Below are 15,512 nucleotides of genomic sequence, written 5' to 3' on the forward strand. Positions count from 1 at the left end.
GAAACAATTATATTTAATCCTAGCCTGTCCTGCATATTTTGCCAGCCTGTAATAAATGTTATGATGCCATTTTTATGAGCAGTACCCAATCATGTTACTCCATTATTTGTTTATCGTGGGCATCTGTGTTGAGGCAATCACCGGTGCAATTGCTGCCGGACGGAAAAAAATGGATTTTTTTGGCGTCATATTAATCGCATGTATCACCGCCCTGGGAGGCGGTACCGTTCGCGACACGTTGTTTAATACCCACCCGCTCACATGGGTCGCTCATCCTGAATATCTTTTGTATACCTCGGTGTTTGCTATCCTGACTATCTTTGTGGCAGGTTCCCTGGCGAAAATTATGCGCTTGTTTCTAATTCTCGACGCCCTGGGACTCTCCGCTTTTGTCATTATCGGAACCCAAAAAATGCTGGACAACGGATTTTCACCCAGTATTGCCATCATCAGCGGAACATTGACCGGGATTTGCGGAGGCATGCTGCGTGATATTCTCTGTAATGATATCCCGCTTGTTCTCCGCAGGGAACTCTATGCCGTTATTGCCTTGCTTGGCTCGCTCTTATATATCATTCTTGATCGTTTTCATGTCAGCACCCACCTTAACATTATTATTGTCTTGATGGCGATTTTTACAAGCCGGGTACTTGCCATCTTTTTTCATATTGAAATGCCTAAATTCGACTATTCAAAAAGTCTTAAAAAAATCCGTGAAAAATAATGCCGTATTGACGCCAACCCCCCACAGATTAAGGGGGGTTGGATGTTTTTAACCGTGCAATGAAATATCAACAGATCCTGACAAAACTACTCGTCCGTCTCACGTATTTCATGAATAATAATATCTTCAAGAGGCACATCCGCATGCCCCATCCGCTCGCCGGTCTTGACTTTTACAATGGCGTCAACCACATCCATTCCTTCCACCACTTCCCCAAACACGCAATAACCATATCCTTGCGGGTGTTCTCCGGTGAAATTCAGAAAAGCGTTATCGGCAACATTAATAAAAAATTGCGCGGTTGCCGAATGAGGATCCATGGTTCTCGCCATGGCAATAGTTCCTCGCTTGTTGGGTTTGGCGGATTTCGCCTCGTTTTGTACGGGAGCGTTCGTTTTTTTCTGATCCAGATCCGACGTTAATCCTCCACCCTGTATCATAAATTTATCAATAACCCGGTGAAAAATGGTACCGTTATAAAATCCGCTTCGCACGTAATCGAGAAAGTTTTCTGACGTGGCCGGAGTATTTTCAGTGTCCAGCTGCACATGAATATCGCCTCTGGAGGTGGTAATAACAATCATTTTGTCTCCTGGGTGTTAATGGAAGAAATAATCAAGTCACGCATTTTAGCACAAACGTCGTTCATGACATGAATATTATGGATACTAGCCAGCGCGGTGAACAAATTGGCTTTCTGTTTGGACAGTTGATGTAGAAAAGCGCGCGTATGATTTTTACAGGTATAGCAAAGACAACCCGGCATTATCGGTGATTCGTCCCGGGCAAAACAGGTTTTTTTGATAGATATGCGATGGTTATCATAAGGGCTGTCAAACTTTAACCAATCTCCCGTCCGTACGACTTCTCCGCAATAGAGCGCACCATGACGCGCGTTCCGTGTCGGTGCGACACAATCAAACATATCAACCCCTTGTGCCACCACATCGAGAAGATCCTGCGGCGACATTCCGACGCCCATGGTGTAACGGGGCTTTTCCGGCGGCAAATGATCCCTGACCCAACGAATAATATCTATGGTCATTTTCATGTTAAAGCCCACGGTTTCACCTCCGATGGCAATACCGTCCGTGTCCATTCCCGCAACAAAATCAGCGCTCTCACAGCGTAGATCCTCGTATATTCCTCCCTGAATAATGCCAAACAACGCCTGACGACAGCCGTAACGGGAGGTCGGATGGTTCTGATGATAATCTATCGATTGCTTCAGCCAGCGGTGTGTACGTGTCATGATGTGCCGTACTTCATCACGGCTGCTTTGATCCGGGGTACATTGATCAAACGCCATGATAATGTCGGCGCCGATAATTTTCTGTGTTTCCAGAGACATTTCCGGAGTCATATGAATCAAACGTTTATCATCGGGTAATCGGAAATGAGCCCCTTCTTCATCAATGGTGCAGATTTCTTTGTTTTTAGAGAGGCTAAACACTTGAAACCCGCCGCTGTCGGTCAACATGGGGCCTTGCCACCCCATAAATGGATGCATCCCTCCGGCTTTCTCGATAATCGCCATCCCCGGCGCACAAAGCATGTGATAAGTATTACCACCCAGTATGATCGAACTGCCCGCCTCCCTCAGTTCGTCGGGTATCATATTGTTAACTCCGGCACGCGTACCTACCGGCATAAAGACCGGTGTCGTAAAAACACCATGCGGCGTTGTCACCCTTGTCAGGCGCGCTTTATTGTGGGGGTAATGATGTAGTACTTCGCATTGAAAGGCTGTCATGGTACCAATTTACTGAAGCGGGATAACAGGTGGTAGTTTACGAGTCCGGCCAAAAACATACCGATAAAGTACATCGCCGCCCAGGCGGGCATGGATAACCCCAGCCACTGCCAGCGTGTTTCAGCACAATCTCCGGCACCGAGAAACAAGGCGCGAACCACATCCTGCCATGGAAAATAGTGAATCAGTACATCCAGGCCGGGCAAACATGCCGGTGTCTTCCCGGGGGGCAGCGACATAAGCCATATTTGCCGACCGGCGAAGTACAGTCCGGCTACAGCGATAATCAGATGAAAAACCACTACCGGTTTACCCCTTCGGGACAAACCAAGAAAAAATTCCATCATGAGCAACGCCAGCAATATCATGATACTGAAACGCTGCATCAGGCATAATGGGCACGGGGGCAGTTTTTCGACAAATTCAAAATAAAAGGATGCCATCAGGACAAACATGGTGGCAAGAATCAGTAGAAATTGCCAGTAGCGGTAGTTACGATTAGTCATGACTTGGGCAACATATATTCAATGGCTTGTTTTAAATCCTTTTCGCTGCAATCCATGCACGTACCCTTGGGTGGCATGGCGTTCATCCCCTTGATGGCCGAGGCGACCAGTCCGTCTACGTTGTTATTCGCCGTCAGCCTCGGCTGCCAATCCGCCTTATCCCGAAACCGGGGCGCACCCGCCACGCCGTCACGATGGCATGTCACGCAAAACTGATCGTAAGTCTCCTGACCAGGTTCCTTTTTAACCGCGACAGCCTTCACGGGCTGTTTGGGTTGGCTTGTGCCCGGCTGGTCTTCGACATGAACCCTGCCAACCGGTTGAATACGCTGCTCAATCTGCTGACGATCAAAATCGAGTGTGGCCCATGCCGGCAAAGACAGTATCCCGAACAGCAAAAAAACTTCAAGGCGCATAGCCCGTTCCTCATAAAATATGACAGGAGAATCATACCGACAAGACGTTGCTATTTCCAGTCCGAATCATACCGCCATCTTATCGGTGCCCCTGGCTTTCGTTCATGCTTGTCATTCGGAAAATTAAGCCAGTAACAGCTCCTCGGCATCCACATCGTCCAGATGGCGATGATAGGAAAGAATTTTATCCTGACGCACATCAAACAAAACCGGGCCATGGATATAAGCGTAATAGTAAGTATTCTCTCCCTGCAATCTGTTTGCCGACACCAGACAATTTTCCCAACTGTTCCATTCCGCCGTTAGGCCATTGTCGGAGTTCAAGCAATCATCCTGCCAGAAACACAGCATTTTTTCACCGGCCAATAACTGATTCAACACCTCATCACTCGCACCTTTCGCTCGTGCCAAAGCACATTGTGATTCCAGTTCCGCCTTGTTTTTTACAATCAAAAAGCTCACCTTGGCATCATCATCCAATAGCAAAAAACTTCCGCCGCTATCGGCCAGATAATATTCAACAACCCGTTTTTCGGCGCGTAGCTGATGGAAAAAATCGATAAATACCCGATCATAAAGACAATTTGGCGGCGTCACCGATAACATGCGGACAATCATATCCGACATAGCCTGAAAATATTGCCACTGCAATTCCCTGATGCTCCTGGTGATTAACTCGGCCGAATCGGGATCATTTTTATGGATATAACGATGAATCAAACCTTCATTGAAGGCTTCTATTGCAATCTTTTCATCAGCCTGTCCGGTCAACAGGATTTTCTTTATGCTGGTATCGGCAAGCCGGCGACAAAATTCGATACCATCCATACCGGGCATCGCGTAATCCACCACCACCACCGAAATTTCCGAGAAACGGCGCGGATTATAGATTTCAGCGTGAATGGCCGCGAGATTTAAATTGACAACAGAATTGGCAAGCGGGCGTCTTCTGGCTTCGCACAACTCGCTCTCGCAACGCTGGTTTAACATTTCAAACTCGCATCGTTTCCTGTTGATACAATCCAGTGCATCGACAGGCGAGTCAAATATTTTATAAGCCAGATCCTCGTCCAGTTGCAAAACAAAATTTAACAGAAAATCACGACTGTCATCAACAAACAAGGCGGTGCTTGGAAAATAGCAGGCAGGGATTGAATGATGTGGCATAGCTCCTCCTGAGCAAACGTTCCAATATCAAAACCTTTCATACGCTTTGAACAGACGCGTATTTGCTTGTCCGAATCCGTCCGGCGAAGTCCTTTCCCAAACCGAATCAAGCATTACAACTTGTATATAAAATATCACGATTGTTTAGTTTTTCCAAACAAAATCAATTTGGTTTGGGAAACCTCAATTCAAACTGGGTATAGGCACCTTCTTTCGCGGTGCACGCTATATTACCGCCGAACCGGTTCATCACCAGCTTGCAAAAGGACAAGCCAATGCCCGTTCCCATATAAGTGGTTGTATAAAAATGATCAAACAATTTGGATAGCTGTTGCTCAGACATGCCTTTTGCCGAATCCTTGAAATAAAGAATATTCCATTTTTCCGTCTCGGTAACCCAGAGAGTAATATCCCCTTTTTGTACCGTGGAAATGGCGTAAAGCGCGTTTTTTAACAGATTAAAAAGAACATGCTGCATCAGAAGACGGGAACCTGCGAAATTAAAATCCCCTTCCCAATGAATCAATGCCCGCTCTGCCCTGGATTTAAAAGGATAGCGACGCAACGCCTCCAGAATACACTCCGCCATCGAGCACGCCTCAATCTTGCAATTTTGCAGCGATTGTTCCCGACCGGCCTTAATCAACAGCATATCGATGATGGTATTGGCGTAATTGATTTCATTGATCATTCGTTCGTTAAGCCCTTCCAGTTGCTGCAACCGTGCCGGCCTGATGATATGAACAGGCAACCCCTGTTCCCTGGCCAGAGAATAGGCTTGAAGCAATTGCGGCGAATAAGAAGCCATGGCCACCGCACCGCTTTTCAGACCGAGTAACGGTGTTCGTAATTCATGAGCTATCATGCCCGCCGCAGCCGCCATACCATCAAGACGCTGTTGCTGCAGCATCGCCGTTTTGTAATTCAAGGTGGAACCGACAATAATAACCAGAAAAACCACCAACAGCATTTCCAGATGCTCCTCCCCAAAATAAAAAACCGGTGATTGCAGGTAAAAACCCAGCAGGGCCAACCCCCACCCGAGGAACAATAAAATGATCAACGTGGGCAATTCCACCAAAAGAACCAGGAAAAAAACGCTGCACAGCAAGGACATGGCTGAAATAACACCGGCATGGCTCATCAAAAAGGAATAGGCGAAAAAGAACGGCAAACCATAAAGAAGCGTAAAAAACCAATACCAGGACATATATGGCTTGAGCCTTGCCGGCCAATAGGGAGTTAGCATGAGTCCCAATCCCAACACGCTGCCAATCATCCGTAATTCCAGGGTTTCAAAGGGCTGCGGAAACCAGTCTGTCCAGACCCAGTAAAAGAAGGGAAATCCCAAAAAAGCGATCAACCCGACCGCAACCAGCTGATGAGCCGCGTGTGAAAGGCTGCGCTGCATGGAGCGATCCAGGTAATTAATGATCGTTTTCGGCATATTCATGAGATCGGCCATTCATGATTTATAGAAAAAATCATTGTGAGCATCATTCAAGAATTGTCTACGGAACGACCGAAGTCAAGCGCAATCGCTGATTTAACAGGATAGGTACCTGGATTAGGGATAATATAAATCCCGGATTCCGAAATCGGCGTTTTAAATGCTATCATGCCGTCCTGATTCAACGAGAGAGACCCATCATGTCTGAACGAAAGACTATTCGCATTGCAACTCGCAAAAGTCCGCTGGCTCTCTGGCAGGCGAATCACGCAGGCAAATTACTGCAATCGCATTGGCCTGATCTGACCATCGAGTTAATCCCCATGTCCACATCCGGTGATCGCTTTTTAAAGGATCGATTGCTTGTGGCCGGAGGAAAGGGATTGTTTGTCAAGGAACTGGAAGACGCCTTGCTTTCGGATCGCGCGGACATTGCGGTTCATTCCATGAAAGACGTGCCGGCTGATCTTCCGGAAGGCCTGGGACTGACAGCCATCTGCAAAAGAGACAATCCCATGGATGCGTTCATCAGCCGCCCGTCGCTGAACCTGGCCTCGCTGCCGCAAGGCAGTATCATCGGAACATCGAGTCTGAGACGCCAGGCGCAATTGCTCGCGTTTCGTCCCGATTTGCAGGTGAAATGCCTGCGCGGGAACATCAACACCCGTCTTGCCAAACTCGATGCAGGGGAATTTGATGCGATTATTCTGGCTGCCGCGGGCCTTGAGCGCATGGGTATGCAGTCTTTTATCAATGAAGTACTGCCTCAGAGCATCATGCTTCCCGCCTGCGGACAAGGGGCTATCGGCATAGAATGCCGTGTTGATGATCAGGCTTTAAAAAAACGGCTTGCGCCTTTAAACGACGAAGTGACGACACTCTGCGTAGAAACCGAGCGCCGCGTCAACGCCAGACTGGGCGGCAATTGCCACGTCCCTATAGCCGTTTATTGCACAGTGTCGCCCCCCAATCAATTGTCCTTGCAAGCCAAAGTCTTTACACCGGACGGCAAGACCGTTCTGACCGACCGCCGTCAGGGTCCGGGCAATCAAGCCAGCGATCTGGCAGACGCCTGCGCCGAGGCCTTGCTGGCACAAGGCGCACAAACCATACTCGGGTTGTCACCATGAAAGAGATTGATTTACGCGGGCTTCGCATACTCAACACCCGCCCGCACCATCAGGGCGCCTCGTTAACACAAGCCATAACACAGGCAGGGGGCCTTGCCGTTACCTGCCCCGCGTTAGCCATAGAACCCACACCGACTGAATGGTTATCTTCGCTCCAGGATATCAACCGGGTTCAGCAAGCCATTTTTACCAGCGCCAATGCCGTTCATTATTTTTTCACTCCCTTGCAACAGGCGCAAATTACGTGGCCATCCTCCATAACGATCATTGCCGTAGGCCAACAAACCGCAAACGCGTTGCAAAATGTCTCTATTGAGGTCGATTTCATCCCGCCGGAAAGCGACAGTGAACATCTTTTGGCTTTGCCTTCGTTACATGCTGTCCACGGACAAACCATATTGCTGGTAAAAGGAGAAGGGGGACGAACCCTGATCGGCGAAACCCTTGTAAAACACCGTGCTAACGCGATAGAGATTACCGTTTACCGACGAACCATGCCGGAGCCGGATCATGAACTGATAACAGGATTATGGCGCAATGACGCTGTGGATATTATACTATTTACAAGTGAACAGGCGATGCGTAATGTTTTTACTTTTTTTGGTGAGCAGGCAAAGCACTGGTTATGTGACAAGCCTTGCCTGGTGTTAAGCCGGCGTTTGGCTCAAACCGCCTCTTTGCTAGGGATAAAAACGGTCATTATCAGCCGCCCGGAAACAATTATTGACGCCCTGCATCAATTTAACCAAGGATTTACTCATGGCAAACAGCAATGACGCACCAAACACAGCCCCATCGCAATTGTCTAAAAAAAACTCGAAAAATCCGGAGAAAAAGCCCGAGGACGCCATAGCGCGAGCCAAACGCACCTCGTTTGTTTTTCCCTCCGCCCTGACGTTTGTTATCGCGGCTATCGCGTTTATTATGGCAGGTTACGCTATTTACCAGAACAAGCAGCTCAACCAGCAAAAACAGATCACGCGCTCCGTGCTGGATACCCTCGTTTTAAACCAGCATCAGGCTAATAAAAAGGTAGATGGTGTCGAGCAAACCCTGATGAACACTCAAACAACGATGCAGAAACAAATCGGGAAATTAAACGAACAGCTCCAATCCACCCTGAGACAGCAATCGTATCAAAAAGAAGACTGGTTATTGCTTAAAGCACGTTATTATCTGGAATTAGCCCGGATCAACGCCCACTGGAGTGACAATCAATACGCGACCCTGGCACTGTTAGAGGAAGCGGACACGCTGCTCAAATCCAATCCGGATCAGCGTCTGTATGCGGTCAGACAAGCCATTGCTATGGAAATGGCCCGGATAAAAGCCATGCCAGCCGTGGATATTGCCGGTATCATGAGCAAACTGGACGCAGCACAAGCCATAATTTCCCGACTGCCCGTCAGGCAAACGTTCAACACGCCCAAATCCGATAATCCGACAGCCGCCTCGACTCAGAATGGTTCGCCCGCCTGGCGGGAAAGACTGCGTGACAGTTTGAATCTCCTGGAAAAACTGGTGGTTGTCCGCTACAACAACGAAGACATAAAACCTCTTCTATCCCCCTTGCATCAGGCACTGTTGCAGGAGAGTATTCGTATGAACCTACAGGAAGCACAATGGGCCGTGCTGCGACAAAACACGCAAATTTTCAAACAGTCTATCAATCAAGCCATGAAAGATATCACACGTACGTTTGAACAAAACGCACCTGCTACGCAAGCCCTGATGAAAGACTTGCAATCACTGAAAGAAACCGAGCTTAGCCCGACCAAGCCGGTGATTGATAAATCACTACCCCTTCTCAATCAGGTTATTGAGTCAAACAACACACCCGCCGCCACACCATCCAGGGCTTCTGAAAAGGATAGTTGATTATGATTCGTGTTTTCTTCATCTTTATTATTCTCCTGGCCTCGGTATGGCTGGGTATTCAACTCAACAGGGATCCTGGTTATTTATTAATAGCAATTAATCACTGGACCATTGAAACCACGCTCTGGTTTGCGATACTGGCCGTTGTTTTTGCCTTTATTCTGCTGCATATGTTTCTGGTGTTACTGAGCAAAATAACCCATATTCCCGGCACGTATCAGACATGGCTGGCCAAACGACGCGCCCAAAAAGCACAGGCCACCACACGGCGAGGCTTGATTGAATTCAGCGAGGGATACTGGTCGGAGGCGAAAAACCATCTCATTAAAGCATTGCCGGATACGGATACCCCCTTGCTCAATTATCTGACCGCCGCACGTGCCGCACAGGAAATGGGTGACAGTCAACTTCGTGACGATTATCTGCGCGAGGCGCAGCAATCGATGCCCGAGGCAAAAATTGCCGTTGAACTGACCCAGGCACAATTGCAACTGGCTAACAAACAGTGGGAGCAGGCGCTTGCGACGTTAAGACATCTTCACGATTTGGCGCCCAAACACCCCTATGTTCTCAAATTGTTAACGCATCTTTATCAGGAAGTACGTGACTGGCCGCAACTGATAGCACTCCTGCCGGAACTGAAAAAAACTAAAATCGTGACCGGAGCCGCGTTTGATCAATTATTGCACCACACGTACCTGCACGCCTTATCCGATCTGATCCGGCATAACCAGGCTGACGCCATCACGCAATTGATAGACAACCTGCCAAAAACATTGAAGCATGATCCGGATATTATGGTCGAATACTGCCGCTATCTGGCGCAAAAGAAAAAGCTTGAACAGGCCGAATCCATTTTACGACATAGTTTGCGTAAAAATTACAGCGATAAATTAATCACTCTCTACGGCCAGATTCATTACCATGAAAACCAATTGACGTTTGCCGAAACCTTGCTGAAAAAACAGCCTGATTCTCCGGAGTTATTGTTATGTCTCGGTCGTTTGAGCTTAAACAACCATCTTTGGGGAAAAGCGAAGAGTTATTTTGAGAAAAGTATTGAACTTCGGCCGTCTCCGGAAGTGTTTCAGGAATTAGGAAAATTACTTGAAACACTCAATGATCAAAATGGCGCCTGCCGGGCTTACCATCAGGGACTGGTCATCAAGAATCAAAAATCGTAACTTGCACAGAACCCGGCTACGCCTGCTCGTTTACCCTTTGGTTATTTTTGGGGAAAATCCTTCGTGAAACCCTTCTGTGGGTTCGATAATCCGGGCATCCGGAGAGGGATTTTTTTCCTGCAATGCCTTGGCGTTTAATCGCTGCTCTTCCTGTAAAAAGGACGTCACCTGGTTAATGGTTTCAGGTGACAGCGAACAGTCCGGATTTATTTCTATTTGACCAGACAATCGGTAACTGCCCTGACAATATTTGTCATCCAGTATTTTGATTTTACGCTCAACCGGAATGGCCGCAATAATATGCTCGGAAGGAATGGACGGCACCACGATTTCCTCCACGTAGGCATCCATCACCTCATCAAGACTCATATTTAACACATCACTGAAAGCCAGCATATTTTTTACATGCAACAAGGCGTCTTCCTTACTGAGCGTGGGATTCAGTTTTTGAAAGGCGTCTTGTAAATCCGATTCCGAGCTGGTTTTGGAATGTAACAAACTACTTACGATGCCATGCATATGCGTATCAAATCCCTCGTCAACGTAAACGGCATACACGTAAGATTTTTCCGTTTGATAATGATCGCTCAACTCCGACGAGATGGGAAAAAGAAGGGCCGATTTAAACCGTTTCGCGGTGGCTATCACTTGCTGCGAATGAAACGGCTTTAGAATAACCGTGTCATTGTTGATTGTTTTAAAATCCTCTTCGTCTTCCAGACCTATGTTGCCTTGCTTGACCTGCCAGAGCATTCTGTCAATCCAGGACTCATAATACAATTCGGGAACCTTTTCGTATTCTTCAACGATCGAGGAAGTGGCGTCGGTTTGCACCAGTTTTTTTAAGGCATCCATATCCTTGAGAAATTGCCGGGGATCAAATTTTTTTATGCTATCAAGATGCTTGTGTTTTATTGCTTTTATTTCCTTATATAATCGTTCGGTTATGGCGCCCTCGCGCACCTGAAAACCTGTCTTGAACAGTTCTTTTGGCAAACGGGAATCACCTCGAAAACAAATGCGTTTTACAGGTGCCAATGACATCTGTGAACGATCCATCCTGGGAGACGTGGGTATTGTTAAGGGATTATGGGTAATCTCCTTGACCTCCATTAAATCCATTATTTTTTTCGTGCTGGATTTTGGTTTCATCGTAACCACAACTATTGCATTCCATCTTATAATCATAGTGCTTATATTTTTAACTTTCCAGCAAAAAAAACTCACTATAAAAACCGGGAATTTACCTGTAATAATCCATTGCAGGATTATTTTTTGTAATTATTATCCTGAAAATATTTGCTATTACCCTGAAAAAATCCTTAATATTTATTTAATGTGCTCACTTTATAATACCCGCCAACATCACTATGAATGAGAAAGACCATGAGCAAGAGAAAAGCCGCAAAAAAAACCGTAACTGTTTTTGATTTCGATGAAACCATTACCCGGCGTCATACGGCAAAACGTCCAGATTATTATAGTGCCGATACCAATACTAAAAAAGGCATTGAAGATTACCTGTTTCATGGAACAAAAAACATCGCGGCCATTGCGACTTTTCATTATGATCCGGAGTATGTAAAAACCTATATTGAAAAAATCTTAGGGAAAACATTAACCCTGCTGGAAGACGCTTCCGAGACGTATGAGCACCACAAAATATCCGTTTATCAGGTAGAAGGCGTGACCATCCCGTTTTTAATTTCAACAATTCCTGCAGAAGCCTATGTGTTGCATCTTGCCCTTTTGGATAAAACCGGAAAAAACACGCAAATAACCGATATCATAAACTATCTTCATGATAAGCATGGAATAAACCCGTCAGATAGCGCCATAAAATTTTATGACGATTCTGATAATAATTACAAACACGCTAAAGACCTGGTATTACGATACCCGAACTTCCAGGCTTGCCATGTCACTCACGACGACACCTTTAAAATGGACAGACAAACAGTGGCATACGAAGGTAAAGTCGAGGATGAATATTTGAAATCGTCCTCCAGCAGTAATTCGGACACAGGATCCGAATCTACCGAATACGAGGATGTTCAAGACTGGTATTCCGGTACAAAATCGGCCGTCTCCAAAACAAGTGAAAACGAAGAAAGCGATATAAACCGGTTTTCAGGCAGCGACTACTCCGAAACGAGGGAGAATACAAGTTTCGTACCTGAAACCTCTTCGGACTGTGGATCCGAAGAAAAAAAGGAAGGGGAAGAAACCGTGGAGAGCGCGGGTGATTACCTTGCCCGGTTTGCCCCTGCAACAAAAAAAATCAGGGAGTCGGAGCGATCCCAAATTCTTACCCGGGTTAAAGACGTCATAAGAGACTATAACGAACAAAACTCGGAAAAGAAATTCTCCCTGTTTCATGGCAGTCGTGGCAAGGCTCGTGCCAATGCTTTTCAAATCGGGCTGGCATCCGTTGCGACCAGTTCGATGAAAGCCGCCATTTTACATTTTTTAAAAGATGAAGAGATGGTGCTTCGCGGCGACAAAACCAACGGCAACACGTATCCAAAATCGTTTAAAACCATGCTGTTACGGAACTTCCTTGATGATGACACGCTGACCGCGCACGACGTATCCAAAAAGTTCGCCGGGTATTTAAATCAACTGGAAAGTTCCTGGAAAAAAGAATTACGTCCTGAACGCACCATGTTCGCAAGCACGAAGGCGATGTAGCAACTGTTCCGCCTTTCGTTTTTATTGGCAACGCGGCGTGAAAAGGATATCACGCCCAGGCTTTGTACCCGAACACATTTTTAGCTATGATAGCCAAACTTTTTTGCAAGATGGAACCTGCCATGTTTCCGGATATTGCCGCTGATTTTTTTCTGGCATTCAGTCACCTGCCCATTTTATTGTTGATCGTCGTAAGCGGCTTTTTGTTTATCAGCCGCGCGCTTTTCTTTCAAACCGCCTGTCTGGCTGCCTTTGATATCATGGTTAATGTCGCCCTGAAAGGTTTTTTTAAAGTGCCGCTGGCTCCCGCTCTTGGGCCAGGCTTTGCGTTCCCGAGCGGGCATATGCAACTGGCAACCGTTTTTTATCTGTGGCTGGCCCTATACATTCCTCTATGGCCCTGGCGAATAGCAGTGGCTCTTCTGTTAGCAGGAATTGGAGCCGGCCTGATTCATTACGACTATCACAGTTTGCAGGACGTACTGGCTGGGCTGGCGTGCGGTTTGTTATTACTTGGATTTTACCGCTATGCGCTGATGAAATTAACCAGGGTCTCTCCCTGGCTGTTGATTGGCCTGTCGGCAATCCTCATGGCAGACATCGGTTTAACTTATATCCTTATCCCGACTCACGCCTGGTCAGCCTTTTACACCTTATCGGGACTGGTAATTGTTGAAAGGGTTCTTGCCGCTAACCGGGAACGAAACCTTTGCTGGCAAACCGTTAACCTGAAATCAGCAACCGGAGTAAAATAAGAATATCTGTGCACAGTACGGGTGTTTTTACCCATTTACAATTGAAAATACCGTTCATAGAGACGTTGCAAGGCGTGACGATCCTCACGAAGAAGCAAACACTCGTCGGCAGATCCCTTAAGCGATTCGGCATGCGAGGCCAGCGTAATTTTGTGCTCACTGTTGTCTATATTACGGCTGATTTGATATATCATATCCATCATATGCAAAGCGGCATTACGATCCTTGCATACGTAAGGCAGTATGCGGCAAAACACCTGTTCACAGAATTCATCAAACACAACGGGATGGGTAATCAAGCGCAAATGATCCTCGTTATCGTAGCGATAACGGGAAGCATGGCTGGTCAGGGAAATTTTTTGCAGGGCGTGCTGCAGCCAATCCATACAGGTCATGGCCGTAAACGGATCGTTGACGCCCGGTGACAGGGCACGCGCAATGATTTCCACCAGTTCGCTGATTAGAAAATAAATATCCTGATCCTGATTGCGTTGATGGCCAAGGGCAAACGCACCCCGGCATGCGCTTCGTATCTCATCGGTGATTTCACCCGCTGCATACAACGTTAACATAGGCGACTTTTCTGCCACATAGTCACCGGGCATGACCTCCAGCTGAATGACAAGCTGATATTTTTGAGCGGTATCGATGAGTGAAGAACCGTCTATAATACGAATGTAACCGTGCCCTACGGAACACACCTGTTCGTGATGCCGTTGGCACGCCTCCGGAATGTGGATCGATTTTTCCGGAATTTCCCTGCCCACGCCTCGTGGAAACACCGTGTCGATCTGTCTGCTTAATGATTCACCCACATTCGCAATCACATTGGACATATTGATGCTTTCCGGAATATGGTGAAAAAAGTAAATTAAAACGATAATACTGAAAACGGCCAGAATGATGGCAACCAATAGAGACAGTTGCGGTACAAACGCTGCGACGTATTCGGATCCCGATAAATCGGGGCTGGCATTGGACACGGATCGTAATATCAGCAGGCAAAACAGAAAATTGGCAATAAACACCCCGAGCGTAAATTGATTGGAGCGATCACGCATGAAATTGGAGGTCAAGCGTGGTCCGATTTGACCGGCGGTGAAGGAAATGGCCACGATGGTCATGGAAAAAGTGACACTGGCCACTGTAATCATTACAGTGGCAATGGTAGACAGGATGGCACGTGCGCCTTCAGGATTATAACTATGCAACCATGTCGTTTCCTCAAAGCGAGCGTGAAGGACTTGATCAATGCTCAACGTTATAAAGGAAAGCAGGATTGCAACTACAGCCATAAACAACGGTGTGAACCAGTAGCTGGCCCGCATCCCGGAAAAAAAATTCAAAATGGCTGATTTCATGAAAACAGTTCCGTTGCCAGTGGTTATTTATTGCGGAATAGGTCGGCCAGCCGAGGGAGCAAGCCCCATAAAATTAAATACCAGCAAGACAATAAATATCAACAGGAACAGGAAAAATAATACTTTTGCAATACTTGCTGACGTTGATGAGATATCTCTAAATCCCAATATTCCTGAAATAATGGCCACTATTAAAAATATCAAAGCCCAATAAAGCATGGTAATTTCCTTATTCAATGAGAAATAATCAATGTTTTGTGTATCGTTTTAACTGCTCTTCAATTTCTCCCCTGGTATATCCATAATGCTGTTCCAGTTTACTGTATATGGCTCGGTTATCCTTTTTTATTTCTATCAAATCATCTTCTGTTAATTTACTCCATTGGTGTTTTATTTTTCTTTCAATCTCCTTCCAGTTGCCCTGAAATATATCCTTGCCCATGTCTGTCTCCAACCAGGGAATCGTTTGAACAAATTTAAGAACCAGGCAGCATGTA

17 protein-coding genes are annotated in these 15,512 nt (G+C 46.6%); 7 read left to right on the forward strand and 10 right to left on the reverse strand.

Annotated features, from left to right (window positions below):
- The first annotated feature begins 91 nt into the window (after window positions 1-91).
- Window positions 92-724 (forward strand): trimeric intracellular cation channel family protein, encoded by a 633-nt coding sequence (locus tag CKW05_RS12905; RefSeq protein ID WP_058483101.1) that lies wholly within the window; start codon window positions 92-94, stop codon window positions 722-724.
- Between the two features lie 86 nt (window positions 725-810).
- Here the strand turns inward: CKW05_RS12905 and CKW05_RS12910 are convergent, their stop codons facing one another.
- The 6 genes from CKW05_RS12910 to CKW05_RS12935 form a co-directional block, all read right to left on the reverse strand.
- Complete coding sequence (locus tag CKW05_RS12910) at window positions 811-1,308, reverse strand: peptidylprolyl isomerase (protein WP_058483100.1); 498 nt, start codon at window positions 1,306-1,308, stop codon at window positions 811-813.
- Window positions 1,305-2,477 (reverse strand): tRNA guanosine(34) transglycosylase Tgt, encoded by a 1,173-nt coding sequence (gene tgt / locus CKW05_RS12915; RefSeq protein WP_058483099.1) that lies wholly within the window; start codon window positions 2,475-2,477, stop codon window positions 1,305-1,307. Before tgt ends, CKW05_RS12910 begins: the two co-directional genes overlap by 4 nt.
- Window positions 2,474-2,983, reverse strand: coding sequence for a disulfide bond formation protein B (locus CKW05_RS12920; protein WP_058483098.1), 510 nt, complete (start codon window positions 2,981-2,983; stop codon window positions 2,474-2,476). Before CKW05_RS12920 ends, tgt begins: the two co-directional genes overlap by 4 nt.
- Window positions 2,980-3,399, reverse strand: coding sequence for a c-type cytochrome (locus CKW05_RS12925; protein WP_058483097.1), 420 nt, complete (start codon window positions 3,397-3,399; stop codon window positions 2,980-2,982). Before CKW05_RS12925 ends, CKW05_RS12920 begins: the two co-directional genes overlap by 4 nt.
- Window positions 3,400-3,522: 123 nt before the next feature.
- Window positions 3,523-4,566 (reverse strand): response regulator, encoded by a 1,044-nt coding sequence (locus tag CKW05_RS12930; protein ID WP_058483096.1) that lies wholly within the window; start codon window positions 4,564-4,566, stop codon window positions 3,523-3,525.
- 163 nt (window positions 4,567-4,729) lie between these two features.
- Window positions 4,730-6,019, reverse strand: coding sequence for a sensor histidine kinase (locus CKW05_RS12935; protein WP_058483298.1), 1,290 nt, complete (start codon window positions 6,017-6,019; stop codon window positions 4,730-4,732).
- Window positions 6,020-6,216: 197 nt separating this feature from the next.
- Here CKW05_RS12935 and hemC point away from each other — a divergent pair, with 197 nt between their 5' ends.
- The 4 genes from hemC to CKW05_RS12955 are packed head-to-tail and all read left to right on the forward strand — an operon-like array spanning window position 6,217 to window position 10,208.
- On the forward strand, window positions 6,217-7,146 hold the full coding sequence (hemC, locus tag CKW05_RS12940) for a hydroxymethylbilane synthase (RefSeq protein ID WP_058483095.1): 930 nt from the start codon (window positions 6,217-6,219) through the stop codon (window positions 7,144-7,146).
- On the forward strand, window positions 7,143-7,922 hold the full coding sequence (locus tag CKW05_RS12945; RefSeq protein ID WP_058483094.1) for a uroporphyrinogen-III synthase: 780 nt from the start codon (window positions 7,143-7,145) through the stop codon (window positions 7,920-7,922). The genes hemC and CKW05_RS12945 overlap by 4 nt, the downstream gene beginning before the upstream one ends.
- Window positions 7,906-9,024 carry a uroporphyrinogen-III C-methyltransferase gene (locus tag CKW05_RS12950; RefSeq protein WP_058483093.1) on the forward strand — a complete coding sequence of 373 codons (1,119 nt, stop codon included), beginning with the start codon at window positions 7,906-7,908 and terminating at the stop codon, window positions 9,022-9,024. The genes CKW05_RS12945 and CKW05_RS12950 overlap by 17 nt, the downstream gene beginning before the upstream one ends.
- Window positions 9,025-9,026: 2 nt before the next feature.
- On the forward strand, window positions 9,027-10,208 hold the full coding sequence (locus tag CKW05_RS12955; RefSeq protein ID WP_058483092.1) for a heme biosynthesis HemY N-terminal domain-containing protein: 1,182 nt from the start codon (window positions 9,027-9,029) through the stop codon (window positions 10,206-10,208).
- Between the two features lie 30 nt (window positions 10,209-10,238).
- On the opposite strand, the gene CKW05_RS12960 is transcribed toward CKW05_RS12955, so the two are convergent.
- On the reverse strand, window positions 10,239-11,360 hold the full coding sequence (locus CKW05_RS12960; RefSeq protein ID WP_133141169.1) for a hypothetical protein: 1,122 nt from the start codon (window positions 11,358-11,360) through the stop codon (window positions 10,239-10,241).
- A gap of 234 nt (window positions 11,361-11,594) precedes the next feature.
- On the opposite strand from CKW05_RS12960, the gene CKW05_RS12970 reads away from it, so the two are divergent.
- Together CKW05_RS12970 and CKW05_RS12975 are read left to right on the forward strand one after the other, a co-directional pair.
- Complete coding sequence (locus CKW05_RS12970; RefSeq protein ID WP_058483089.1) at window positions 11,595-12,899, forward strand: hypothetical protein; 1,305 nt, start codon at window positions 11,595-11,597, stop codon at window positions 12,897-12,899.
- 122 nt (window positions 12,900-13,021) lie between these two features.
- Complete coding sequence (locus CKW05_RS12975) at window positions 13,022-13,654, forward strand: phosphatase PAP2 family protein (RefSeq protein ID WP_157737725.1); 633 nt, start codon at window positions 13,022-13,024, stop codon at window positions 13,652-13,654.
- A 35-nt stretch (window positions 13,655-13,689) separates the two neighbouring features.
- On the opposite strand, the gene CKW05_RS12980 is transcribed toward CKW05_RS12975, so the two are convergent.
- Genes CKW05_RS12980 through CKW05_RS12990 form a run of 3 tightly spaced genes read right to left on the reverse strand, consistent with a single transcriptional unit; the run spans window position 13,690 to window position 15,457 of the window.
- Entirely contained in the window at window positions 13,690-15,015 is a 1,326-nt protein-coding gene (locus CKW05_RS12980) for a DUF2254 domain-containing protein (RefSeq protein WP_058483087.1), read from the reverse strand.
- A gap of 27 nt (window positions 15,016-15,042) precedes the next feature.
- Entirely contained in the window at window positions 15,043-15,234 is a 192-nt protein-coding gene (locus CKW05_RS12985; protein ID WP_082642750.1) for a DUF1328 domain-containing protein, read from the reverse strand.
- Between the two features lie 28 nt (window positions 15,235-15,262).
- A complete protein-coding gene (locus CKW05_RS12990) occupies window positions 15,263-15,457 on the reverse strand; it encodes a CsbD family protein (protein ID WP_058483085.1) in 195 nt (64 codons plus the stop codon).
- Window positions 15,458-15,512: the final 55 nt, after the last annotated feature.

Source organism: Legionella spiritensis, from assembly GCF_900186965.1.
Taxonomy (GTDB): domain Bacteria; phylum Pseudomonadota; class Gammaproteobacteria; order Legionellales; family Legionellaceae; genus Legionella_C; species Legionella_C spiritensis.